23 protein-coding genes are annotated in these 22,238 nt (G+C 59.5%); 17 read left to right on the plus strand and 6 right to left on the minus strand.

The window, feature by feature from the left end; all coding sequences use genetic code 11:
• Nucleotides 1-19 precede the first annotated feature (19 nt).
• On the minus strand, nucleotides 20-1,021 hold the full coding sequence (locus LRO94_RS01115; RefSeq protein WP_032885102.1) for an LLM class flavin-dependent oxidoreductase: 1,002 nt from the start codon (nucleotides 1,019-1,021) through the stop codon (nucleotides 20-22).
• A 218-nt stretch (nucleotides 1,022-1,239) separates the two neighbouring features.
• Here LRO94_RS01115 and LRO94_RS01120 point away from each other — a divergent pair, with 218 nt between their 5' ends.
• Both LRO94_RS01120 and LRO94_RS01125 read left to right on the plus strand, forming a co-directional pair.
• Entirely contained in the window at nucleotides 1,240-1,671 is a 432-nt protein-coding gene (locus LRO94_RS01120; RefSeq protein WP_010207768.1) for an OsmC family protein, read from the plus strand.
• A gap of 208 nt (nucleotides 1,672-1,879) precedes the next feature.
• Nucleotides 1,880-2,119 carry a DUF1161 domain-containing protein gene (locus LRO94_RS01125; RefSeq protein ID WP_032885100.1) on the plus strand — a complete coding sequence of 80 codons (240 nt, stop codon included), beginning with the start codon at nucleotides 1,880-1,882 and terminating at the stop codon, nucleotides 2,117-2,119.
• Here LRO94_RS01125 and LRO94_RS01130 read toward each other — a convergent pair whose 3' ends face one another.
• Nucleotides 2,120-2,542, minus strand: a complete 423-nt coding sequence (locus LRO94_RS01130) for a PA0061/PA0062 family lipoprotein (RefSeq protein WP_122756180.1) — start codon at nucleotides 2,540-2,542, stop codon at nucleotides 2,120-2,122.
• 74 nt (nucleotides 2,543-2,616) lie between these two features.
• Between LRO94_RS01130 and LRO94_RS01135 the strand changes: the two genes are divergently transcribed.
• Nucleotides 2,617-3,654, plus strand: coding sequence for an aminopeptidase (locus LRO94_RS01135; RefSeq protein ID WP_179179708.1), 1,038 nt, complete (start codon nucleotides 2,617-2,619; stop codon nucleotides 3,652-3,654).
• A gap of 76 nt (nucleotides 3,655-3,730) precedes the next feature.
• On the opposite strand, the gene LRO94_RS01140 is transcribed toward LRO94_RS01135, so the two are convergent.
• Both LRO94_RS01140 and LRO94_RS01145 read right to left on the minus strand, forming a co-directional pair.
• Entirely contained in the window at nucleotides 3,731-4,390 is a 660-nt protein-coding gene (locus LRO94_RS01140; protein ID WP_122754135.1) for an HAD family hydrolase, read from the minus strand.
• A complete protein-coding gene (locus tag LRO94_RS01145) occupies nucleotides 4,387-4,929 on the minus strand; it encodes a gamma carbonic anhydrase family protein (protein ID WP_099601826.1) in 543 nt (180 codons plus the stop codon). Before LRO94_RS01145 ends, LRO94_RS01140 begins: the two co-directional genes overlap by 4 nt.
• 54 nt (nucleotides 4,930-4,983) lie before the next feature.
• Between LRO94_RS01145 and prlC the strand changes: the two genes are divergently transcribed.
• The 8 genes from prlC to LRO94_RS01185 all read left to right on the plus strand — a co-directional run bounded on the left by prlC (nucleotide 4,984) and on the right by LRO94_RS01185 (nucleotide 15,189).
• Nucleotides 4,984-7,083 carry an oligopeptidase A gene (gene prlC, locus LRO94_RS01150; RefSeq protein WP_178075194.1) on the plus strand — a complete coding sequence of 700 codons (2,100 nt, stop codon included), beginning with the start codon at nucleotides 4,984-4,986 and terminating at the stop codon, nucleotides 7,081-7,083.
• Nucleotides 7,080-7,355, plus strand: coding sequence for a YheV family putative zinc ribbon protein (locus tag LRO94_RS01155; RefSeq protein WP_032885090.1), 276 nt, complete (start codon nucleotides 7,080-7,082; stop codon nucleotides 7,353-7,355). The genes prlC and LRO94_RS01155 overlap by 4 nt, the downstream gene beginning before the upstream one ends.
• A 261-nt stretch (nucleotides 7,356-7,616) precedes the next feature.
• On the plus strand, nucleotides 7,617-8,369 hold the full coding sequence (locus LRO94_RS01160) for a gluconate 2-dehydrogenase subunit 3 family protein (RefSeq protein ID WP_032885088.1): 753 nt from the start codon (nucleotides 7,617-7,619) through the stop codon (nucleotides 8,367-8,369).
• Between the two features lie 2 nt (nucleotides 8,370-8,371).
• The gene (locus tag LRO94_RS01165) at nucleotides 8,372-10,156 is read left to right on the plus strand and encodes a GMC family oxidoreductase (RefSeq protein ID WP_032885087.1); all 1,785 of its coding nucleotides are present in this window, start codon (nucleotides 8,372-8,374) and stop codon (nucleotides 10,154-10,156) included.
• 12 nt (nucleotides 10,157-10,168) lie between these two features.
• Nucleotides 10,169-11,467 carry a cytochrome c gene (locus tag LRO94_RS01170; protein WP_179179707.1) on the plus strand — a complete coding sequence of 433 codons (1,299 nt, stop codon included), beginning with the start codon at nucleotides 10,169-10,171 and terminating at the stop codon, nucleotides 11,465-11,467.
• Nucleotides 11,468-11,537: 70 nt separating this feature from the next.
• Nucleotides 11,538-12,596, plus strand: coding sequence for a PA0069 family radical SAM protein (locus LRO94_RS01175; RefSeq protein ID WP_032885085.1), 1,059 nt, complete (start codon nucleotides 11,538-11,540; stop codon nucleotides 12,594-12,596).
• Nucleotides 12,597-12,824: 228 nt separating this feature from the next.
• Entirely contained in the window at nucleotides 12,825-13,556 is a 732-nt protein-coding gene (locus LRO94_RS01180; protein WP_095185291.1) for a carbonic anhydrase, read from the plus strand.
• 85 nt (nucleotides 13,557-13,641) lie between these two features.
• Nucleotides 13,642-15,189: a SulP family inorganic anion transporter gene (locus LRO94_RS01185; RefSeq protein WP_179179706.1), complete on the plus strand. Its 1,548-nt coding sequence runs from the start codon at nucleotides 13,642-13,644 to the stop codon at nucleotides 15,187-15,189.
• A gap of 129 nt (nucleotides 15,190-15,318) precedes the next feature.
• On the opposite strand, the gene LRO94_RS01190 is transcribed toward LRO94_RS01185, so the two are convergent.
• Nucleotides 15,319-15,966: a hypothetical protein gene (locus LRO94_RS01190; RefSeq protein WP_095185293.1), complete on the minus strand. Its 648-nt coding sequence runs from the start codon at nucleotides 15,964-15,966 to the stop codon at nucleotides 15,319-15,321.
• A gap of 368 nt (nucleotides 15,967-16,334) precedes the next feature.
• Here LRO94_RS01190 and coxB point away from each other — a divergent pair, with 368 nt between their 5' ends.
• The 4 genes from coxB to LRO94_RS01210 all read left to right on the plus strand — a co-directional run bounded on the left by coxB (nucleotide 16,335) and on the right by LRO94_RS01210 (nucleotide 20,660).
• Nucleotides 16,335-17,462 (plus strand): cytochrome c oxidase subunit II, encoded by a 1,128-nt coding sequence (coxB, locus tag LRO94_RS01195; RefSeq protein WP_032885077.1) that lies wholly within the window; start codon nucleotides 16,335-16,337, stop codon nucleotides 17,460-17,462.
• A 58-nt stretch (nucleotides 17,463-17,520) separates the two neighbouring features.
• Complete coding sequence (ctaD, locus tag LRO94_RS01200) at nucleotides 17,521-19,110, plus strand: cytochrome c oxidase subunit I (protein WP_032885076.1); 1,590 nt, start codon at nucleotides 17,521-17,523, stop codon at nucleotides 19,108-19,110.
• Between the two features lie 75 nt (nucleotides 19,111-19,185).
• On the plus strand, nucleotides 19,186-19,737 hold the full coding sequence (locus LRO94_RS01205) for a cytochrome c oxidase assembly protein (protein ID WP_122681850.1): 552 nt from the start codon (nucleotides 19,186-19,188) through the stop codon (nucleotides 19,735-19,737).
• A 35-nt stretch (nucleotides 19,738-19,772) separates the two neighbouring features.
• Nucleotides 19,773-20,660: a cytochrome c oxidase subunit 3 gene (locus LRO94_RS01210; protein ID WP_095185294.1), complete on the plus strand. Its 888-nt coding sequence runs from the start codon at nucleotides 19,773-19,775 to the stop codon at nucleotides 20,658-20,660.
• A 6-nt stretch (nucleotides 20,661-20,666) separates the two neighbouring features.
• Here the strand turns inward: LRO94_RS01210 and LRO94_RS01215 are convergent, their stop codons facing one another.
• On the minus strand, nucleotides 20,667-20,870 hold the full coding sequence (locus LRO94_RS01215) for a twin transmembrane helix small protein (protein WP_032885073.1): 204 nt from the start codon (nucleotides 20,868-20,870) through the stop codon (nucleotides 20,667-20,669).
• Between the two features lie 47 nt (nucleotides 20,871-20,917).
• Between LRO94_RS01215 and LRO94_RS01220 the strand changes: the two genes are divergently transcribed.
• Nucleotides 20,918-21,682, plus strand: a complete 765-nt coding sequence (locus LRO94_RS01220; RefSeq protein ID WP_179179705.1) for an SURF1 family protein — start codon at nucleotides 20,918-20,920, stop codon at nucleotides 21,680-21,682.
• Complete coding sequence (locus LRO94_RS01225) at nucleotides 21,648-22,232, plus strand: hypothetical protein (RefSeq protein WP_099601830.1); 585 nt, start codon at nucleotides 21,648-21,650, stop codon at nucleotides 22,230-22,232. The genes LRO94_RS01220 and LRO94_RS01225 overlap by 35 nt, the downstream gene beginning before the upstream one ends.
• Nucleotides 22,233-22,238 lie beyond the last annotated feature (6 nt).

The raw sequence follows: 22,238 nt of genomic DNA on the forward strand, positions 1-22,238 counted from the left end.
GTTTTTTTTCGCCTGGGTGTTAGCCCTTCATCACTTGCGCCAGCAGCTCGTAGGAATGAATCCGGTCGGCGTGTTCGTACAGGTCGCTGGTGAAGATCAACTCATCGGCGCCGGTCTGCTCGACCAACACCTCCAGCTTGGCGCGGATCTTCGCCGGGCTACCCACCATCGCCAGGCCGAGGAAGCTGCCCACAGCGTCTTTTTCATGGGGCAGCCACAGGCCATCCATGGTATCGACCGGCGGTCGCTGCACCAGGCTTTGCCCGCGCATTAGCGCAAGGATGCGTTGGTAAACCGAGGTGGCCAGGTAGTCGGCCTGTTCGTCGGTGTCGGCCGCCACCAGCGGAATGCCGAGCATCACGTAGGGCTTGTCCAGCACAGCCGACGGCTTGAAGTGATTGCGGTAGACGCGAATCGCCTCGTGCATCAGACGCGGTGCGAAATGCGAGGCGAAGGCGTAGGGCAAACCGCGTTCGCCTGCCAGTTGTGCGCTGAACAGGCTGGAACCGAGCAACCAGACCGGCACGTTGGTGCCGGTGCCGGGTACGGCGATCACCCGTTGGTCCGGCGTGCGTGGGCCCAAGTAGGCCATCAGTTCGGCCACGTCTTGCGGGAAGTCATCCGCGCTGCCGGAGCGCTCACGGCGCAGGGCACGGGCGGTCATCTGGTCGGAACCTGGCGCACGGCCAAGGCCCAGGTCGATACGTCCGGGGTAGAGGCTTTCCAGGGTGCCGAACTGTTCGGCGATCACCAGCGGCGCGTGGTTGGGCAGCATCACGCCGCCGGAGCCGACGCGGATAGTCGACGTGCCGCCGGCCAGGTAACCCAGCAATACCGAGGTGGCCGAGCTGGCGATGCCGTCCATGTTGTGGTGTTCAGCCACCCAAAAACGGTTGTAGCCAAACTTTTCCACGTGCTGGGCCAAATCCAGGGAATTGCGCAACGACTGCGCCACACTGCCGTTGGCCCGTACGGGCACCAGGTCGAGGGTCGAGAACTTCACGTCTGACAGCGATTTCATAAGCCTGCTTCTCCAATTGGGGCGCAGGCTTTTTAGACGATCCAAAACCTGCCGCTTCATGTGCATGTTCTATGCAATGAGGGCATATACCCGAGATTCAATAGCGAGGGTGGAAATTTCCTACTGAATTGCTAGGTTTCTCCGACAAGATGAACTTTGCCATGCTGACTATCCTCAGAACCCTTACTGACGCAAAACCACCGTTCGAGGAGAAAGCTATGAGTATCGTTAAAAAAGCATCCGCGCATTGGGAAGGCGACCTTAAGACTGGCCTGGGTTCCATCTCCACGGAAACCGGCGTGCTGCGCGAAGCGCCTTACGGCTTCAAGGCCCGTTTCGAGGGTGGCAAGGGTACCAACCCAGAAGAACTGATCGGCGCGGCCCATGCCGGCTGCTTCTCCATGGCGTTTTCCATGATTCTGGGCGATGCGGGGCTTAAGGCTGACAGCATCGACACCCAGGCCGAAGTGACGTTGGACCAAGTGGATGGCGGCTTCGCGATCACTGCGGTGCATCTGATCCTCAAGGCCAAAATTCCCGGCGCGAGCCAGGCGCAGTTTGATGAGCTGAGCAAGAAGGCGAAAGAAGGCTGCCCGGTGTCCAAAGTGCTGAATGCGAAAATCAGCCTGGATGCCACGCTGGTTAACTAACACAGCAGGTCCACTGTGGGAGGGGGTTTGCTCCCGATAGCGGTCGGTCAATTACAGAAATGTTGACTGATGCGCCGCTATCGGGAGCAAGCCCCCTTTCACGTTCAATTCTGAGTTAAATCAGAACTCGTGTTTCCAAACTGTGGTCGAATAGCCATATGCAGCCTAGGCGCATACCCGTGCGCACTGTATTCAGGGAGCTTCACACATGAAACGTTTTGCCTTGGCGATCATCTGCGGTGTGTTGGCCACTTCGGCCGTGGCCGCGCCGAAAGATTGTGAAGAGCTTAGGAAAGAGATCGAGGTCAAGATCCAGGCTAACGCTGTGCCGTCCTACACGCTTGAGATCGTTAGCAAGGAAGAAGCTGAAAAGCACGACGTGGCCATGGTCGTCGGCAGTTGTGAGAACGGCACCAAAGCAATCGTTTACCAAAAAAACAACGACTGATCAGAGGCAGTTCACGCTGCGTTCTTCAGCCAGTAATTGGCGGGCAGCGTTATACAGGCGGATATTCGGCGTGTAGCCCAGTGAGCGCCCTTCCAGGCGATAGCGTTGGCCAGCTTCGAAATGGTCGTACTGCAGGGTTATGAAGCAGGTTCGCTCGGTCGTTTGGCCAAAGCTGCTGAAATTTCCGCCCGTAGGCACTTCAAAATCGAAACGAACCATCAGCTCGTGGCTGCCAGCCGGGAATTGGAAGTAACGTCCATCGTTAAGGTTCTTGCCGTCCAGGCGCTGCGCCATCACCAGCTTGGCACCCGGCGTCGGCGTGGCAAAATCAATCCAGGCTTGTTGCGGATCGGCGGCAGGCATCGGGGTCGACGTACAGGCGCTGATGAACACGGCGGCGACACAAAGCAAGAGCTGACGCATGACAGGCACTCGGTGATAGGACGGGTATCGCGGTCAGTATAAACACGAACCTATCACCCAGGAGCAGTGAGGGCATGGTCAGGCGTTTTCTTCCGGGGTTGATGGTTGTGCTGCTCAGCGGTTGTTCTAGCATTAGCTATTACGGCCAACTGGCGGGTGGCCAATGGCAGCTTTTGCAGGCTCGGCAGCCGGTTTCAGCGGTCGTCGCTGACTCGTCCCGCCCGCAGCAGCTACGTGACCATTTGGCGCAGTCCCAGAAAGCGCGAACCTTCGCCAGTGAACACCTGCACCTGCCTGACAATCAGAGTTACCGGCTGTACGCCGATATTGATCGGCCTTATGTAGTCTGGAATGTGTTCGCCACGCAGGAATTTTCCCTGTCTCCTGAAAACCACTGCTTCCCCATCGCTGGTTGCGTGGCTTATCGCGGCTATTACAGCCAAGGTGCCGCGCGGGGTGAGGCTGCGTTGTTGCGCCAGCGAGGCATGGATGTATCGATTGGCGGTGTTGAGGCCTATTCCACGCTGGGTTGGTTTAATGACCCGATCATCAGTTCAATGATGAACTGGGGCGATGAACGTCTGGCCACGCTGATCTTCCATGAGTTGGCGCATCAGCGTTTTTATGTGAAGGACGACACCGAGTTCAACGAGTCATTTGCCAACTTTGTCGAGCAGGAAGGCACTCGCCAATGGCGCGCCGCCCGTGGCCTGGCGCCGCTGAGCGATGCGACGTTAAAGCAGCGTGACCAATTTATCCAACTGATCCTCGATACTCGAAAGCGCCTGGAAAAGCTCTACGCCCAGCCTTTGGCCGCCGCGCAGATGCGCCAGGCCAAGGCGGCCGAATTCGAGTACTTGCGCCGTGAGTACGGGAAGATGCGCGACAACCAATGGGGTGGGGACAAGCGCTATGACGCTTGGATGAACCAGCCGATGAACAACGCGCGGTTGCTACCGTTCGGGCTGTATGACCAGTGGGTGCCGGCATTTGCGGCGTTGTTCCGGCAGGAAGGTGGGGATTGGCTGAAGTTCTATGCTGCGGTGGAGAAGTTGGGTGGGTTGCCTGTAGTGCAGCGCAAGGCTGCGTTGAGGCAGTTGGAGGGAGGTTGAGCTCTAGGGACTCATCGGGGGCAAGTCCCCCACAGTTTTTCAACATGCGGGAAGACGCTTGCCCCCAATGGCGGCTTCAAGGGCGCTGCAAAAACGCCTGATGCATCTGCGCCAACGTCTCGAAGTGCCAGGTCGGCGCCTCGGCGTTCAACTCTTCGAAACTACCAAACCCATAACCGACGGCTGCCGAATCCAGCCCATTGCTACGCGCGCCGATCAGGTCGTGCTTGCGATCACCAATCATCAAGGTGTTCGCCGGTTCTAGGCCTTCCTCGCGCATCAGATGGGCGATCAGCTCGACCTTGTTGGTCCGCGTCCCATCAAGTTCGCTGCCGTAGATCACCTTGAAGTGCTTGGCAAAGTCGAAATGCCTGGCGATTTCACGGGCGAATTCCCACGGCTTTGAGGTGGCTACATACAGCTGGCGACCTTGGCTGTTCAAGTCTTCCAGCAGCGGCAACACGCCGTCGAACACGCGGTTTTCATACAGTCCCGTGACTTTGAAGCGCTCGCGATAGAAATTCACCGCCTCCCACGCCTTGGCTTCATCGAAGTCGTAGAACTGCATGAATGCTTGCAGCAACGGCGGGCCGATGAAGTGTTCGAGTTTGGTCAGGTCCGGTTCATCAATGCCCAGTTTGCCGAGGGCGTATTGGATCGAGCGGGTAATGCCCTCGCGTGGATCGGTGAGGGTGCCGTCCAGGTCGAACAAAACGGTTTGGTAATGCAGGCTCATTGGTCAAATCCTTCAGCCAAGTGCAGGTCTTTGAGCTTCACGTAGTTCGCGGCGCTGTAGGTGAAAAATGCGCGCTCCTTGTCAGTCAGCGCGCGGATTTGTTTAACCGGACTGCCGACATACAAGAAGCCGCTGTCGAGTTTCTTGCCCGGTGGCACCAGGCTGCCGGCGCCGATAATCACGTCGTCTTCCACCACGGCGCCGTCCATCACGATGCTGCCCATGCCGATCAGGATGCGGTTGCCCACGGTGCAGCCGTGCAGCATGACTTTGTGAGCGATGGTCACGTCGTCGCCGATCAGCAGTGGGAAACCGTCCGGGTTGAAGGGGCCTGCGTGGGTGATGTGCAGCACGCAGCCATCCTGCACGCTGGTGCGCGCACCGATGCGGATGCGGTGCATGTCGCCGCGAATCACGGTCAGCGGCCAAACCGAGCTGTCGGTGCCGATTTCGACATCGCCGATCACCACCGCCGAAATATCGACAAAAGCCCCGGCGCCCAGGGTTGGCGTGTGGTTCTGATAGGTGCGAAGGGTCACGATAGCCTCTCTCTCTTCTGCTGATAGCTGCGGTGGGCGTTGATTGTAATTAAGATGGCCCCATCTTTGTTCTTACATGTTTCTTCAGCCAAGGTGCCAACCGTGAGCGCGAACAACCCTCTTCTGCAGTCCTACGACCTGCCGCCGTTCTCGGCGATCCGTGCCGAACACGTGCAGCCGGCCATCGAACAGATCCTCGCCGATAACCGCGTTGCCATCGAAGGCATCCTGCAAAGCCAGGGTAAAAATCCGACATGGGCCGGGCTGGTGCTGGCCATGGACGAACTGAATGACCGACTGGGCGCCGCCTGGAGCCCCGTTAGCCACCTCAACGCCGTGTGCAACAGCGCCGAATTGCGTGAGGCCTATGAAAGCTGCCTGCCGGCATTGAGTGCCTACTCCACGGAGATGGGCCAGAACCGCGAACTGTTCCAGGCCTTCGAAGCCCTGGCCAACAGCCCTGAAGCCGCCGGCTTCGACGTGGCGCAAAAAACCATCCTTGAGCACTCTCTGCGTGACTTCCGTCTGTCGGGTATCGACCTGCCGCCCGAGCAGCAGAAGCGTTATGCCGAAGTGCAGAGCAAACTCTCCGAGCTGGGCAGCAAGTTCTCCAACCAACTGTTGGACGCGACCCAGGCCTGGACCAAACACGTCACCGACGAGGCAACCCTCGCTGGCCTGACCGACTCGGCCAAGGCGCAAATGGCAGCGGCTGCCCAAGCCAAAGGCCTCGACGGCTGGCTGATCACCCTGGAATTCCCCAGCTACTACGCGGTGATGACCTACGCCCACGACCGCGCCCTGCGTGAGGAAATTTACGCGGCCTACTGCACCCGCGCGTCGGACCAAGGCCCGAATGCCGGTCAGAACGATAACGGCCCGGTGATGGAACAGATCCTCGACCTGCGTCAGGAATTGGCGCACCTGCTCGGTTTCGCGTCGTTCTCCGAACTGAGCCTGGCCACCAAAATGGCTGAATCCAGCGATCAGGTCCTGAGTTTCCTGCGCGACCTGGCCAAACGCAGCAAGCCGTTTGCCGCCCAGGATCTGCAGCAACTCAAGGCCTATGCCGCCGAACAAGGCTGCGCCGACCTGCAAAGCTGGGACAGCGGTTTCTACGGCGAAAAGCTGCGCGAGCAGCGCTACAGCGTGTCCCAGGAAGCCCTGCGCGCTTACTTCCCCATCGATAAAGTGTTGGGCGGCCTGTTTGCCATTGTGCAGCGCCTGTATGGCATCGAGATCGCCGAGCAGAAAGGCTTCGACACCTGGCACCCGGATGTTCGCCTGTTTGAGATCAAGGAAAACGGCCAGCACGTCGGCCGCTTCTTTTTCGACCTCTACGCCCGCGCCAACAAGCGTGGCGGTGCCTGGATGGACGGCGCCCGTGACCGTCGCCGCACCGTTGACGGCGTGCTGCAAAGCCCGGTGGCCAACCTGGTGTGCAACTTCACGCCGGCTGACAGTGGCAAGCCTGCCCTGCTGACCCACGATGAAGTCACCACGTTGTTCCACGAATTCGGCCACGGCCTGCATCACCTGTTGACCCGCGTCGAGCACGCTGGCGTGTCCGGCATCAACGGTGTCGCCTGGGATGCGGTGGAGTTACCGAGCCAGTTTATGGAGAACTGGTGCTGGGAGCCCGAAGGCCTGGCGCTGATCTCCGGCCACTATGAAAGCGGTGAGCCGCTGCCTCAGGATTTGCTGCAAAAAATGCTCGCGGCGAAGAATTTCCAATCCGGCTTGATGATGGTCCGCCAGTTGGAATTCTCGCTGTTTGACTTTGAGATGCACGCCACCCACGGTGATGGCCGCAGCGTGGCGCAGGTGTTGGAAGGCGTACGCGACGAGGTGTCGGTCATGCGTCCGCCAGCCTACAACCGCTTCCCTAACAGTTTTGCGCACATTTTCGCGGGCGGTTATGCGGCGGGTTATTACAGCTATAAGTGGGCTGAAGTGCTGTCGGCGGATGCCTTCTCCAAGTTCGAAGAGGACGGCGTACTTAACGCTGAGACCGGTCGCGCGTTCCGCGAGGCGATCCTGGCGCGTGGTGGTTCCCAGGCGCCGATGGTGCTGTTCGTCGACTTCCGCGGACGCGAACCGTCCATTGACGCGCTCTTGCGCCACAGCGGCCTGAGTGAGGACGCGGCAGCATGAATGACGGGCCTGTGATCACCAAAAAACAATTCATCGCCGGGGCTGTCTGCCCGGCGTGCAGCGAGCCGGACAAGCTGAAAATGTGGACCGAGGACAACGTACCGCACCGCGAGTGCGTGGCCTGCGGGTATACCGATACGCTCAATGACCAAGGGCTGTCGGTGCCCAAGGAGTTGGGTACGCGGGTGAATACGTCTGCGCTTAAAGCGCCAGCCGATCCCAAGGTTCAGGCAGTGCAATTCTTCCCGAATCCGAAATTGAAAAAAGACTAACGGCCCTACGCGGGCCAATGTGGGAGGGGGTTTGCCCCCGATAGCGCAAGGTCAGCCAGCCTCTGGATTGGCTGACCCGCCGCTATCGGGAGCAAGTCCCCTCCCACATTTTTTTGCCTGCAATTATTCGACTTAGGTCGCTGAATCCATAATCTACATCCTTAGCCTGCTATCATTTGTAACTATTGATTGCCCAAATACCGACGAGCCGCTCCCCAGAAGTGGCCGAATAAACCCGTGACCACATGATGAGGTGCACCCATGTCTGATCAAGATCAAGACAACCCCCGGCGTGATTTTTTGCGCAAATCTTTGACCTTGATCCCGGTGGTCACGGTTGCGAGTACCGGCCTTGGTGGCTCGATACTGATGGCCACGCCTGAGCCTGCCCACGCCGCGCCGGCCAAACCTGCGAAGAACGACAAGGCCTACGAGCCGAGCTATTTCACCGCTGAGGAATGGGCGTTCATCAACGCCGCCGTCGAGCGTTTGATCCCCGCAGATGCCCAAGGCCCAGGTGCCCTGGAAGCAGGCGTGCCGGAATACATCGACCGTCAGATGAACACGCCGTACGCCAGCGGCGCGCTGTGGTACATGCAAGGTCCGTTCAACGCCGACGCCCCTCCGGAGATGGGCTGGCAGAGCAAGTTGGTGCCCAAAGAAATTTATCGCCTGGGCATTGCCGCGACGGATGCGTGGTCGAAAGCTTTCAACGGTAAAGCTTTTGCTGCGCAAGACAGCGCTACCCGAGACGATATGCTGCGCCGTCTGGAGGCTGGTGGCGGCGAAGTGGCGGCGCATTTCGACGCCGTACCGCCGAAAATCTTCTTCAACCTGTTACTGCAAAACACCAAGGAAGGCTTCTTCTGCGACCCGATTCACGGTGGCAATAAGGGCATGGTCGGCTGGACCATGATCGGCTTCCCCGGCGCGCGCGCCGACTTTATGGATTGGGTGGAACGCAACGAGCAATACCCCTTCCCGGCTGTTTCCATCCGTGGCGAGAGGGCATAAACGTGGCGACCATCATGAAGAAAGTGGATGCAGTGATCGTCGGCTTCGGCTGGACCGGCGCGATCATGGCAAAGGAGCTGACAGAAGCGGGCCTCAACGTGCTGGCGCTGGAGCGCGGCCCGATGCAGGACACGTACCCGGACGGCAACTATCCCCAGGTCATCGACGAATTGACCTACAGCGTGCGTAAGAAACTCTTCCAGGACATTTCCAAAGAGACGGTGACCATTCGCCATAGCGTGAATGATGTCGCCCTACCTAACCGTCAGCTCGGCGCTTTTTTGCCGGGCAATGGCGTGGGTGGCGCGGGCCTGCACTGGTCCGGTGTGCACTTTCGTGTCGACCCGATCGAGTTGCGCATGCGCAGCCACTACGAAGAACGCTACGGGAAAAACTTCATTCCGAAGGACATGACTATCCAGGACTTCGGCGTCAGCTATGAAGAACTGGAGCCGTTCTTCGACTATGCGGAAAAAGTCTTCGGCACCTCCGGCCAAGCTTGGACCGTTAAAGGTCAGCTGGTGGGTGAAGGCCGAGGCGGCAACCCTTACGCGCCGGATCGTTCCAACCCGTTTCCGTTGGAAGCGCAGAAAAATACGGTCTCCGCACAGCTGTTTCAGAAAGCGGCTGCCGATGTGGGTTACAAACCCTACAACTTGCCATCCGCCAACACCTCGGGGCCTTACACCAACCCCTATGGCGCGCAGATGGGCCCGTGCAACTTCTGCGGTTTTTGCAGTGGCTACGTGTGCTACATGTACTCCAAGGCCTCGCCGAATGTGAACATCCTGCCGGCGCTGCGTCAGGTGCCGAATTTCGAGCTGCGCCCCAATTCCCACGTGCTCAAGGTCAACCTAGACAGCACCAAGAAGAAAGCCACGGGCGTGACCTATATCGACGCCCAGGGCCGTGAAATCGAGCAGCCGGCGGACTTGGTAATCCTCGGCGCGTTCCAGTTTCACAACGTGCGCCTGATGCTGCTGTCGGGCATCGGCAAGCCGTACGACCCGATTACCAATGAAGGCGTGGTGGGCCGGAACTTCGCTTACCAGAACATGGCAACCATCAAGGCCTTCTTCGATAAGGACACCCACACCAACAACTTCATCGGCGCGGGCGGTAATGGCGTGGCGATGGACGACTTCAATGCGGACAACTTCGACCACGGCCCACACGGCTTTGTGGGCGGCTCGCCGATGTGGGTCAACCAGGCCGGCAGTCGGCCAATTGCGGGTACGTCCAACCCGCCCGGCACCCCGGCCTGGGGCAGTGCGTGGAAGCGCGCCACTGCCGATTACTACACCCATCAGGTGTCGATGGACGCCCACGGTGCCCATCAATCCTATCGAGGCAACTACCTGGATCTGGACCCGGTGTACCGCGATGCCTACGGCCTGCCGTTGCTGCGTATGACGTTCGATTGGCAGGAGAACGACATCAAGATGAACCGTTTCATGGTCGAGAAAATGGGCAAGGTTGCCGAAGCGATGAACCCCAAGGCCATCGCTGTACTTGGTAAAAAAGTCGGTGAGCATTTCAACACTGCGTCTTACCAGACCACCCACCTCAATGGTGGCGCGATCATGGGCACCGACCCGAAAACCAGTGCGTTGAACCGTTACCTGCAGAGCTGGGACGTACACAACGTGTTTGTCCCTGGCGCGTCCGCTTTCCCACAGGGCCTGGGCTACAACCCTACCGGCCTGGTGGCGGCGCTGACCTACTGGTCGGCCCGGGCGATCCGTGAGCAGTACCTGAAAAACCCCGGCCCACTGGTTCAGGCATAAGGAGCGATGACCATGAAAGCACTTGTTATCGCCACGTTTGCGCTGCTCAGCAGTTGCTCGATAAGCGCCGCCGAAACCGACCTGATCAGACAGGGCGAATACCTGGCCCGCGCCGGTGACTGCGTGGCTTGCCACACCGCCAAGGGCGGCAAACCCTTCGCAGGCGGGCTGCCGATGGAAACCCCGATTGGCGTGATCTATTCCACCAACATCACCCCGGACAAGACCGGCCTTGGCGACTATAGCTTCGAAGACTTCGACAAGGCCGTGCGCCATGGCGTCGCCAAGAGCGGTAGTACGCTTTACCCAGCGATGCCGTACCCGTCTTACGCGCGTGTCAGCGACAGCGATATGCAGGCGTTGTACGCGTACTTCATGAAGGGCGTGGAGCCCGTCGCCCAAGAAAATAAGGACAGCGACATTCCCTGGCCCTTGAGCATGCGTTGGCCGTTGGCGGCGTGGCGTTGGATGTTTGCCCCTGAAGTGGCTGACACACCAGCGGTAGCAGGTGCCGACCCGGTGACAAGTCGTGGCGCTTACCTAGTGGAAGGCCTCGGTCACTGCGGCGCGTGCCACACCCCCCGTGCGTTGACCATGCAGGAAAAAGCCCTGAGTGCCACAGATGGCGATGCCTTCCTGTCCGGCAGCGCGCCGTTGGAAGGTTGGATCGCCAAGAGCCTGCGCGGCGACCACAAGGACGGCCTTGGCAGTTGGAGCGAGGAGCAACTGGTGCAATTCCTCAAGACGGGTCGCAGTGATCGCAGCGCGGTGTTTGGTGGTATGAGCGACGTTGTAGTCCACAGCATGCAGTACATGTCGGAAGACGATTTGACCGCTATCGCCCGTTACCTCAAGAGCCTGCCTGCAGTCGATCCCAAGGACCAGCCGCATGTGTACGACAAGCAGGTAGCGCAGGCGCTGTGGAAAGGCGATGACAGCCAGCCGGGTGCGTCGGTGTACATCGACAACTGTGCGGCCTGCCACCGCACCGACGGCCATGGCTATACACGCGTGTTCCCGGCGCTGGCGGGCAACCCGGTATTGCAGACGGCGGATGCCACCTCGCTGATCAACATCGTGTTGAACGGCGGCACCTTGCCGGCCACTCACGCGGCGCCATCGACCTTTACCATGCCGGCATTTGCCTGGCGCCTGTCGGACCAGGAAGTGGCGGACGTAGTCAGTTTCATCCGTGGCAGTTGGGGCAATAAAGGTACGCCGGTGAAAGCCAGCGACGTGGCTGATATGCGTAAAAACGATATGCGCACCACCTCGGGCGATGACCTGGGGCAGGTCACACAAAAACACTGACCGCCAAACGGCACTGGTCAGAAACGTCGCGCCTCGATACTGTATATAAAAACAGTATCGAGGCGTATTCATGTCTACTCCGTTGCCGCCCCGTGGCCGGGGCACGGCCACTAACCTGCACAACCGCTTTGCGCCCTCGGTCAGCGTGGCCGAGGACGATGGCTGGTATCAGGAAGTACCGCCGACCCAAGGCACCGAGGTGCGTATTGAGACGGCTAAAACCATCATCACCCGCAACAACTCACCGGACCTGCCGTTTGATCGCTCGATCAACCCGTATCGCGGTTGCGAGCATGGCTGCATCTACTGCTATGCGCGGCCCAGCCACGCCTATTGGGACATGTCACCGGGGCTGGATTTCGAGACCAAGCTGATCGCCAAGAGCAATGCGGCCGACGTGCTGGAGCAGCAGCTGTCCAAGCCGGGCTATGTGTGTGCGCCGATTAACCTGGGTTCCAACACCGATCCGTACCAGCCCATCGAGCGTGAATACAAGATCACGCGTCAGACCCTCGAAGTGCTGCTGCGCTACCGACATCCGGTGACCATCATTACCAAAGGTTCGCTGATCCTGCGTGACCTCGACCTGCTCACCGAGTTGGCCAGCCAGCGTCTGGTGGCGGTGATGATCAGCCTCACCAGTCTGGACGACGAGCTCAAGCGCATCCTGGAGCCGCGCACGGCAGCGCCTAAGGCGCGGTTGCGAGCGATCCGTGTGATGCGAGAGGCGGGGATTCCCGTGGGTGTGTTGTGCTCGCCGATGATTCCGATGATCAACGACAGTGAGTTGGAGAGCCTGCTGACCGAGGCGCACGCCGCCGGTGCGCAGAGCGCAGCGTACATGATGCTGCGCCTGCCCCTGGAAGTGGCGCCGTTGTTCGAAGAGTGGCTGACGGCGCATTACCCGCAGCGTGCGGCCCACGTAATGAGTCTGGTGCGGCAGGTGCGAGGTGGCGAGGTGTATGACAGCCGCTTCGGTGTGCGCATGCGGGGCGAAGGACCTTTTGCTGATTTGTTGGCCCAGCGTTTCAGCAAGGCAATCAAACGCCTGGGGCTCAATCGCCGTGAAGGATTCAATCTGGATTGCACAGCGTTCTGTCCGCCGGGCAGACAGATGGCATTGTTGTAGACTTATCAGGAAGAACGCACCTTTCTTGTAGGAATAGTCGCGTTTTGACATCACTGAAACCCGCGATCTAGAGCGGTTCATTCAGTTTGAGTTAAGTTTCGGCGGTTACCTTGCTCAGCGAGTGACTGATGAGTCGACACCCGGGTTATTGGAGTTTTACAACTATTCCACTGGCCGGGCGTCGAACTGTCCTGAACACGCCCCCTGCACTAATCAAGAGGATGAATCATGAGTGATAAGGATAAACAGCCGTTGGCTGCGTCGGCTTCAGCCTCTCAAATGGCGGAGTCCGCCGATGCAGCGCTAAAGCATATCGTTGACGGTTTTTTGCATTTCCATCACGACGTCTTCCCCCAGCAGGAAGAACTCTTCAAGAAACTCGCCACGGCCCAGAGCCCGCGAGCGATGTTCATCACCTGCGCCGACTCGCGCATCGTGCCCGAGCTGATCACCCAAAGCTCGCCTGGCGACCTGTTCGTGACCCGTAACGTAGGCAACGTAGTGCCGCCCTACGGCCAAATGAACGGTGGTGTCTCCACGGCCATCGAGTACGCGGTACTTGCCCTCGGTGTGCAGCACATCATCGTGTGCGGACACTCCGATTGCGGCGCCATGCGGGCGGTACTCAACCCCGACAGTCTGGAAAAAATGCCGACGGTAAAAGCCTGGTTGCGGCATGCCGAGGTCGCCAAGACCATGGTCCATGACAACTGCGATTGCGCCAGCGAAGGCGAGAGCATGAAGGTGCTCACCGAAGAAAACGTCATCGCCCAGTTGCAACATTTGCGCACCCACCCTTCCGTGGCTTCGCGCATGGCTAATGGTCAGCTGTTCATCCACGGTTGGATCTACAACATCGAGACCAGCGAAATCCGCGCCTACGATGCCGACCAGTCGGCGTTCCGACCGTTGGGCGGTGACGGGCCGATCCCTTCAGCGACGCCTAAAGCGCGCTTCTAAAACACTTCCCTGCCGGGTAATGCGGTGGCTGCCATGGATGCAGCCAGGCTTTACCGCGCCCGGCGAATGCCTCGGGAGAGTCATCATGCGTGCTGCTCAATTGAAAGCTGTATTGCCACGGGAGCTGCTCGCCTCGGTGGTTGTGTTTCTGGTCGCCCTGCCGCTGTGCATGGGGATCGCGATTGCGTCCGGCATGCCGCCGGCCAAGGGCCTGATCACCGGGATTATCGGTGGCCTGGTGGTGGGGTGGCTGGCGGGGTCGCCGCTGCAGGTCAGCGGTCCGGCGGCGGGTCTGGCTGTGCTGGTGTTTGAATTGGTGCGCCAGCACGGCATGTTGATGCTGGGCCCGATCCTGCTGCTGGCGGGCTTTCTGCAACTGGTGGCCGGACGTTTGCGCCTGGGCTGCTGGTTCCGCGTGACAGCGCCCGCAGTGGTGTACGGCATGCTGGCGGGCATTGGCGTGTTGATTGTGCTGTCGCAGATTCATGTGATGCTCGACGGAGCGCCCAAGCCTTCGGGGCTGGACAACCTGGCGGGTTTCCCGGCTGCACTGGCTGAAGCCATACCGACCCTTGGCGGCGGGCTTGGCTGGCAAGCGGGTTTGCTTGGGCTGTCGACGATGCTGGTGATGTACCTGTGGGATAAACTCCGTCCGCAACCGCTGCGGTTTGTGCCGGGCGCTTTGCTTGGCGTCGGCTTGGCTACGGTCACCAGCCTGGTGCTGGCGTTGCAGGTCAAACGCGTGGAAGTCCCGGAAAACCTGGCTGACGCCATCGACTGGCTGCGCCCCAGCGACCTGCTGAACCTGGCCGATCCTCAACTGCTGATCGCTGCCTTCGCAGTGGCATTTATCGCCAGCGCCGAAACCCTGCTTTCCGCCGCGGCTGTCGACCGCATGCATAATGGCCAGCGTTCCGATTTCGACAAAGAGCTGTCCGCCCAAGGTGTCGGCAACATGCTCTGCGGCCTGGTCGGTGCTTTGCCGATGACCGGCGTGATCGTACGCAGCTCAGCCAACGTCCAGGCGGGTGCAACCACTCGTCTGTCTGCCATGTTCCATGGCGTGTGGTTGCTGGGTTTCGTGTTGCTGTTGTCGAGCGTGCTGCAAAGCATTCCGGTGGCGAGCCTGGCCGGTGTGTTGGTGTACACCGGGATCAAGCTGGTAGACGTCAAGGCGTTCAAGGCCTTGGGGCGCTACGGGCGGATGCCGATGTTTACCTATGCGGCCACGGCCTTGGCGATCATCTTTACTGACCTGCTGACGGGTGTGCTGGTGGGCTTTGGCCTCACGTTGGTCAAACTGGCGCTCAAGGCGTCCCGGCTGAAAGTCAGCCTGATTGACCTGCCTCAGGACGGTGAGATGGAGCTACGGCTGACCGGTGCGGCGACCTTTCTCAAAGTGCCTGCGCTGACCCAAGTGCTGTCGACGGTACCTGCGGGGACCACGGTGCATGTGCCGCTCAACAACCTCAGCTATATCGACCATTCCTGCCTGGAGTTACTGGAAGAATGGGGTCGGGCGAATGCGGCGAAGGGCTCGAAGTTGGTGATTGAGGCGCGCGGGTTGAAGCGCCGGCTCGAAGGCCGGGTTAGGACGACGACGGGAATCGGCTCGGCGCCATCAATCGGCTGATGAAGCCGGATCAAAATGTGGGAGGGGGCTTGTTCCCGATAGCAGAGTGTCAGTCTAAGCATATGTGACTGAGCCACCGCTATCGGGAGCAAGCCCCCTCCCACATTTTTTCTGCGTCTACCTCAGGATTCAGGCGGGTTGATCCAGCGCCAATTCAACGCCCAGTTGCCGAGACAGGCACGGCCAGCGCTTCCACGCGGCGTCTGTGTCAGGGCTTTTCAACTGCTCGCGGTACGCCTCGACGGACTCCAGCGCAAAGCTGTCTTCGTTGAGCATCTCATCCACCGCCAGGTGGACGGCTTCATCCAGTTGGTTGGCAAACGCTTCGCCGATCAACTGATGGGCAATCAAGTTAGCCACGGTGGTATCCGCCGGAATCAACGGCCGACCGAAGTGCTTGATATACAGATCGTTTACTTCCTCCACCAGACGATGAGCCAGGTAGGCCTCGTCCAGCAGCCCGTCCAGGCCTTCGTGGCCTGCCAGAATAGCTGGCGGTTGCAGGAAGAAATGCTCGGCAATCTTCAGCACCGGCTTGATCTGGCTTTCGATACCGGCCTCGCGGGCAACTTCATTGGCCGCGTCGAGCAAATCCGGGACCAAGTCGATGTAGGCGGTGACAAAACGCGCCATGACAACGTTGCGATCACCTTCAGCCAGAGCAATGGCCGAATGCAGGTGCGGCAATTGTTTTTCCAGTTGCTGGGCAAGCTGGCCCGTAGTGGCTTCGTGTTGATGGGCACGGGAAATCTGCTCGCGCAATGCGGCGGTGTTCATGAAGGCTCCAGTGATGCAGGCGTAGGAAAAGGGAGAGGTTAAGTTAGCTCGTTTATACGAGCGCCTAAGACGCATTTGTCATAATTATTTCATGGTTATGCGCAGGCGTTATATTGAATTGCCATCGTTCGTCGGAAAATCGATTCCGCTCCCGGTTTCATTGGCTTCGGCCGTGCCATTTTGCCTCATTTGTCCCTACACATTGCGGGGTTGCATACCCTGTCTATACTCGGATTTGTACGCGATTAGCTGATGACGCCAGACTGCATAAGCAGGCAAGGCTAAGCGGTTGTAAGCAGTATGGAAGCCGCTCCCTTCGACGCAGGTGCAAACCGGCGGGATAACAAGAACGATAAGGGGAACCCGCAATGATGCGACATCCACACGTTTGGATGGGCCTCCTGTTGTGGTCAGTATTCGGCCAGGCGCACGCCGCCTGGACAACGAATATGGCGCCAGGTGCAACAGAAGTCAGTCACGCTGTGTTCGATCTACACATGACCATTTTCTGGATCTGTGTGGTGATCGGCATCATCGTGTTTGGCGCCATGTTTTGGTCGATGATGGTCCACCGGCGCTCCACCGGCCAGGTCGCAGCCAAGTTCCACGAGAGCACCACCGTGGAAATCCTCTGGACCGTCGTGCCCTTGCTGATCCTGATCGCGATGGCTATTCCCGCAACCAAGACCTTGATCAACATCTACGACAGCAGTGAGTCGGATATCGATATCCAGGTCACTGGCTACCAGTGGAAGTGGCATTACAAATACCTGGGCCAGGATGTGGAGTTCTTCAGCAACCTGGCCACACCCGCCGAGCAGATCCATAACCAGGCCACAAAGGGCGAGCACTATCTGCTGGAAGTCGACCAGCCGTTGGTGCTGCCGGTGGGCGCCAAAGTGCGCTTTCTGGTTACCGCCGCTGACGTGATCCACTCTTGGTGGGTGCCGGCTTTTGCGGTCAAGCGCGACGCTATTCCCGGCTTCGTCAACGAGGCCTGGACTCGGGTCGAGAAGCCCGGCATCTACCGTGGGCAGTGCGCCGAATTGTGCGGTAAAGACCACGGTTTCATGCCTATCGTCGTCGAGGTCAAATCCAAGGCTGACTACGAAACCTGGCTGGGTGAACGCAAGGCCGAGGCCGCCAAGCTCAAGGAACTGACCTCCAAAGAGTGGACCCTTGAAGAGTTGGTGGCCCGTGGTGACAAGGTTTATCACACCACCTGCGTGGCCTGTCACCAGGCCGAGGGCCAGGGCCTGCCGCCGATGTTCCCGGCGCTCAAGGGCTCGAAAATCGCTACCGGACCGGCCGCGGACCACCTGAGCATCGTCTATCACGGCAAGCCGGGCACTGCGATGGCCGCGTTCGGCAAGCAGCTCTCGGAAGTGGATATCGCCGCCGTGGTGACCTACGAGCGCAACGCCTGGGGCAACAACAAAGGCGACATGGTCACGCCAAAAGACGTGCTGGCCATCAAACAGGCGGAAAGCAAATGACAGCCCTCATTACATTTGCGCCGCCCCGCCCCGCCCATTCGTTTGCAGGAGAACGGCCATGAGCGCTGTGATCGATGACCATGGACACACCAGTGACCATGCCCACGGCCCCGCCAAGGGGTTGATGCGTTGGGTGCTGACCACCAACCACAAAGACATCGGCACGATGTACCTGTGGTTCGCCTTCACGATGTTCCTGCTGGGCGGTTCGTTCGCCATGGTGATCCGTGCCGAACTGTTCCAGCCCGGGTTGCAGATCGTCGAACCGGCATTTTTCAACCAGATGACCACCATGCACGGCCTGATCATGGTGTTCGGCGCGGTGATGCCGGCATTTGTCGGCCTGGCCAACTGGATGATCCCGCTGATGATCGGCGCGCCCGACATGGCCTTGCCGCGCATGAACAACTTCAGCTTCTGGCTGTTGCCAGCGGCTTTCCTGTTGCTGGTCTCGACGCTGTTCACCCCCGGCGGCGGACCGAACTTCGGCTGGACCTTCTACGCCCCGCTCTCCACCACCTACGCGCCGGAGAGCGTGACGTTCTTCATTTTCGCCATCCACCTGATGGGCATCAGTTCGATCATGGGTGCGATCAACGTGGTCGCTACCATCCTCAACCTGCGCGCGCCGGGCATGACGTTGATGAAGATGCCGCTGTTCGTGTGGACCTGGCTGATTACCGCTTTCCTGCTGATTGCGGTGATGCCGGTGCTGGCTGGTTGCGTGACCATGATGCTGATGGACATTCACTTCGGCACAAGCTTCTTTAGTGCGGCTGGCGGTGGTGATCCGGTGCTGTTCCAGCACGTGTTCTGGTTCTTTGGTCATCCGGAGGTGTACATCATGATCCTGCCGGCCTTCGGCGCCGTCAGTTCGATCATTCCGACCTTCTCGCGCAAGCCGCTGTTCGGCTACACCTCGATGGTCTACGCCACGGCAAGCATCGCGTTCCTGTCGTTTATCGTGTGGGCGCACCATATGTTCGTGGTCGGTATCCCGCTGGTGGGCGAATTGTTCTTCATGTACGCCACGTTGCTGATCGCCGTGCCGACCGGGGTAAAGGTGTTCAACTGGGTCAGCACCATGTGGCAAGGCTCGCTCACGTTCGAGACGCCGATGTTGTTTGCGGTGGCCTTCGTGATCCTGTTCACCATCGGCGGCTTCTCCGGGTTGATGCTGGCGATTGCCCCGGCTGATTTCCAGTACCACGACACCTACTTTGTGGTGGCGCACTTCCATTACGTACTGGTGCCCGGCGCGATCTTCGGGATCTTCGCGTCGGCCTACTACTGGTTGCCGAAATGGACCGGCCACATGTACGACGAAACCCTGGGCAAGCTGCACTTCTGGCTGTCTTTCGTGGGCATGAACATGGCGTTCTTCCCGATGCACTTTGTGGGGCTGGCCGGTATGCCGCGTCGGGTGCCGGACTACAACCTGCAGTTCGCCGACTTCAACATGGTCTCGTCGATTGGCGCGTTTATGTTTGGCGCCACGCAGATCTTCTTTTTGTTCATCGTGATCAAGTGCATTCGAGGTGGCCCGCCGGCGCCGGCCAAGCCGTGGGATGGCGCTGAAGGCCTGGAGTGGAGCATTCCTTCGCCTGCGCCGTACCACACGTTCACCACGCCGCCGGAGGTCAAATGAACCGGTTGCCACACAGCAACTGTGAGGGCGGCAAGCACCCTCACGCATTGATCGCATTCGCTTCAGGGGTGTGTCATGGCTGAATCCCTGCCCCTCAAACGGTTGGTCACTCGCCTGCTGGTCATGGTCGTGGCGATGTTCGCCTTTGGTTTCGCCCTGGTGCCGATCTACGACGTGATGTGCAAGGCGTTTGGCATCAACGGCAAGACTGCCGGGCAGTATGAAGGCGAGCAGATCGTCGACCCGACGCGCCAGGTGCGGGTGCAGTTCCTGTCTACAAACGCCATCGACATGGTCTGGGACTTCTACGCCAAGGCGGACGAGGTGGTGGTCAACCCAGGCGCTGTGACCGAGATGCTGTTCGTGGCCCACAACCCCACTGACAAGCCGATGACCGCCCAGGCCGTGCCAAGTATTTCCCCGGCCGAAGCGGCGATGTACTTCCACAAGACCGAGTGTTTTTGCTTCACCCAGCAAGTGCTGCAGCCAGGCCAGCGTATCGAGATGCCCGTGCGTTTCATCGTAGATCGAGACATGCCCAAGGATGTGAAGCATTTGACCCTGGCGTACACGCTATTTGATATCACTGCGCGCAAACCGCCCGTGGCTTTGCATACCGGCGGCTAGCTACTGTTTGCCCCCTCAATCGGGAGAGTGAATACATGTCGAATCATGATACGTACTACGTACCGGCACAAAGCAAGTGGCCGATAATTGCCACGTTTGGCCTGCTGATCACCGTGTATGGCCTGGGCGTGTGGTTCAACGATCTCAAGGCTGCTCGCCCGGAATCCCACGGCCCGTGGATCTTTTTCGTTGGTGGGCTACTGCTGGCCTATATGTTGTTCGGCTGGTTCGGTGCGGTGATCAAAGAAAGCCGCGCGGGTTTGTACAGTCCGCAGATGGACCGCTCGTTTCGCTGGGGGATGAGCTGGTTCATCTTTTCCGAAGTGATGTTCTTCATCGCCTTCTTCGGTGCGCTGTTTTATGTGCGGCACATGTCCGCGCCCTGGCTGGCCGGTGAAGGCTCAAAGGGCGTCGCGCACATGCTGTGGCCGAATTTCGAATTTGCCTGGCCATTGCTCAACAACCCTGACCCGAAACTCTATCCCGCCCCCGAGGGCACCATCAGCCCGTGGGGCTTGCCGCTGGTCAACACCATCCTGCTGGTGAGCTCCAGCGTGACCATCACCATCGCCCACCATGCCTTGCGCAAAGGCCATCGCGGCGCGCTGAAAATCTGGTTGGCGCTTACCGTGCTGCTGGGCCTGGCGTTTCTCGGGTTCCAGGCCGAGGAATACATCCACGCCTATAAAGAGCTGGGCCTGACGCTGGGCTCCGGTGTGTATGGCGCGACGTTCTTTATGCTCACCGGATTTCACGGTGCCCACGTGACCATCGGCACGATCATTTTGTTTGTGATGCTGATGCGCATCCTGCGTGGCCACTTCAACGCCGAGCACCAGTTTGGTTTCGAGGCAGCCAGTTGGTATTGGCACTTTGTGGATGTGGTGTGGATCGGGCTTTTTTTCTTCGTCTACGTACTGTGAGGCGTCTTACCACGGCGCGTGAGAAACCAGCTGGCCGCTGAAAAATCCCCAGGTGATCAGCATGAGAGTGATCACGGCCAGTACGACACGCACGGTCAAGGCAGTGACGAGGCGGTTGGAGTTGCCTTCGTCCTTGACCAGAAAGAACAGGCCACTGAACAGGCTCACAACAGTCGCGATCAGCATCAGGGCAATGGCTGCTTTGAGCATGGTCTGGCTCCTGGATTTTGATGGGCATTGATGAAGAGCGGCGGGCAATGAAAACAAGTATAGCCAGCGCCATAAAACAGTTTCGCCCCGGTATTGCGCCGACATTGGTGGTGTTGGTGCTGCTGCCCTTGATGTTGGGTTTGGGGTGCTGGCAGCTGTCGCGCGGGCATGAAAAGCAGCTGTTGCTCGACAGCTATGCCGAGCGCCGCGCGGCTGAGCCGATGAGCAGTGAACAACTCAATGACACGGCAGATCCGGCGTTTCGCCGTGTGCATCTGCGCGGTCAATTCGACGCCGACCATAGCGTCTTGCTCGACAATCGCATGCGCAATGGCAAGGCCGGTGTCGAGTTGCTGCAACCCTTCCACGATCAGGCCAGCGGCCTGTGGCTACTGCTCAATCGCGGCTGGCTGCCCTGGCCGGACCGCCGCACACCGCCCGCCTTCACCACGCCAGAGCAGCCGTTGAAGATTGATGCGTGGGTGTACGTCGCTCCTGGCGAAACCTTCCAACTGCATGCCGACCCCGCAGCCACGCAATGGCCGCGATTACTCACGGCGCTGCATCCCGCAGCGCTTTGGACAGAGTTGGGCCGCAGTGGCTTTGCCTACGAACTGCGCGCTGAAGCCGGCCCCGGTACCTACGAAACGACTTGGCCGGTGGTCGCCATGGGCCCGGAGAAACACCTGGCCTATGCCGTGCAGTGGTTCGCCATGGCGCTGGCGCTGCTGGTTCTTTACCTCTATCTCGGATCGCATAACAAGAAGGAGAAGCCCCATGGGAGCGGCCACGAATCCACTCAACATGTCTGACCTGCCCGATCGGCGCAAAGGCCGCTGGCAACTGCTGCTGATCCTGCTGATGGTGATCGGCCCGATGGTGCTGGCCACGTTTATGTACAAGCTGCAGTTCTGGGTGCCGGACAGCCGCAGTTATCACGGCGAGATGATCGGCAACGGCCAGACCCGCGCCGATATCGGCGTGCAGGCGGATGAACTGCGCTGGCAACTGCTGGTGACTGCGCCCGCCGCCTGCGCCGCCGATTGCCAGCAGTTGGTGTACCTCGCGCGGCAATTGCAGATCGGCCTGGGGCGCGATGCCTCGCGCGCCAGTCACGCGTTGGCCGGTGCGCAACCGGTCGGTGCCGATTACGAAGCCAAGCTGAAAGCCGAATACCCGCAATTGCAGCGCTATCAACTGGACCTTTCGACGTTTAACAAAAACGCTGCCGCGCCGGGCGATGCGCAGCTGTGGATCGTCGATCCCCACGGCAACCTGGTGCTGCGCTACGACGCCAAGGTCAAGGGCAAGGACCTGCTCAACGACCTGCGCCACCTGCTGAAATTGTCGAACATCGGATAAGGGCAT

Origin of the sequence: Pseudomonas sivasensis (assembly GCF_021391435.1) — a bacterium.
Lineage (GTDB): Bacteria > Pseudomonadota > Gammaproteobacteria > Pseudomonadales > Pseudomonadaceae > Aquipseudomonas > Aquipseudomonas sivasensis.

Excerpts from the sequence above, each read along its gene's own strand:
- LRO94_RS01115 (WP_032885102.1), bottom strand. The coding sequence starts at position 1,021 with ATGAAATCGCTGTCAGACGTGAAGTTCTCGACCCTCGACCTGGTGCCC.
- LRO94_RS01120 (WP_010207768.1), top strand. The coding sequence starts at position 1,240 with ATGAGTATCGTTAAAAAAGCATCCGCGCATTGGGAAGGCGACCTTAAG.
- LRO94_RS01125 (WP_032885100.1), top strand. The coding sequence starts at position 1,880 with ATGAAACGTTTTGCCTTGGCGATCATCTGCGGTGTGTTGGCCACTTCG.
- LRO94_RS01130 (WP_122756180.1), bottom strand. The coding sequence starts at position 2,542 with ATGCGTCAGCTCTTGCTTTGTGTCGCCGCCGTGTTCATCAGCGCCTGT.
- LRO94_RS01135 (WP_179179708.1), top strand. The coding sequence starts at position 2,617 with ATGGTCAGGCGTTTTCTTCCGGGGTTGATGGTTGTGCTGCTCAGCGGT.
- LRO94_RS01140 (WP_122754135.1), bottom strand. The coding sequence starts at position 4,390 with ATGAGCCTGCATTACCAAACCGTTTTGTTCGACCTGGACGGCACCCTC.
- prlC (WP_178075194.1), top strand. The coding sequence starts at position 4,984 with ATGGCCCCATCTTTGTTCTTACATGTTTCTTCAGCCAAGGTGCCAACC.
- LRO94_RS01155 (WP_032885090.1), top strand. The coding sequence starts at position 7,080 with ATGAATGACGGGCCTGTGATCACCAAAAAACAATTCATCGCCGGGGCT.
- LRO94_RS01160 (WP_032885088.1), top strand. The coding sequence starts at position 7,617 with ATGTCTGATCAAGATCAAGACAACCCCCGGCGTGATTTTTTGCGCAAA.
- LRO94_RS01170 (WP_179179707.1), top strand. The coding sequence starts at position 10,169 with ATGAAAGCACTTGTTATCGCCACGTTTGCGCTGCTCAGCAGTTGCTCG.
- LRO94_RS01175 (WP_032885085.1), top strand. The coding sequence starts at position 11,538 with ATGTCTACTCCGTTGCCGCCCCGTGGCCGGGGCACGGCCACTAACCTG.
- LRO94_RS01180 (WP_095185291.1), top strand. The coding sequence starts at position 12,825 with ATGAGTGATAAGGATAAACAGCCGTTGGCTGCGTCGGCTTCAGCCTCT.
- LRO94_RS01185 (WP_179179706.1), top strand. The coding sequence starts at position 13,642 with ATGCGTGCTGCTCAATTGAAAGCTGTATTGCCACGGGAGCTGCTCGCC.
- LRO94_RS01190 (WP_095185293.1), bottom strand. The coding sequence starts at position 15,966 with ATGAACACCGCCGCATTGCGCGAGCAGATTTCCCGTGCCCATCAACAC.
- coxB (WP_032885077.1), top strand. The coding sequence starts at position 16,335 with ATGATGCGACATCCACACGTTTGGATGGGCCTCCTGTTGTGGTCAGTA.
- ctaD (WP_032885076.1), top strand. The coding sequence starts at position 17,521 with ATGAGCGCTGTGATCGATGACCATGGACACACCAGTGACCATGCCCAC.
- LRO94_RS01205 (WP_122681850.1), top strand. The coding sequence starts at position 19,186 with ATGGCTGAATCCCTGCCCCTCAAACGGTTGGTCACTCGCCTGCTGGTC.
- LRO94_RS01210 (WP_095185294.1), top strand. The coding sequence starts at position 19,773 with ATGTCGAATCATGATACGTACTACGTACCGGCACAAAGCAAGTGGCCG.
- LRO94_RS01215 (WP_032885073.1), bottom strand. The coding sequence starts at position 20,870 with ATGCTCAAAGCAGCCATTGCCCTGATGCTGATCGCGACTGTTGTGAGC.
- LRO94_RS01220 (WP_179179705.1), top strand. The coding sequence starts at position 20,918 with ATGAAAACAAGTATAGCCAGCGCCATAAAACAGTTTCGCCCCGGTATT.
- LRO94_RS01225 (WP_099601830.1), top strand. The coding sequence starts at position 21,648 with ATGGGAGCGGCCACGAATCCACTCAACATGTCTGACCTGCCCGATCGG.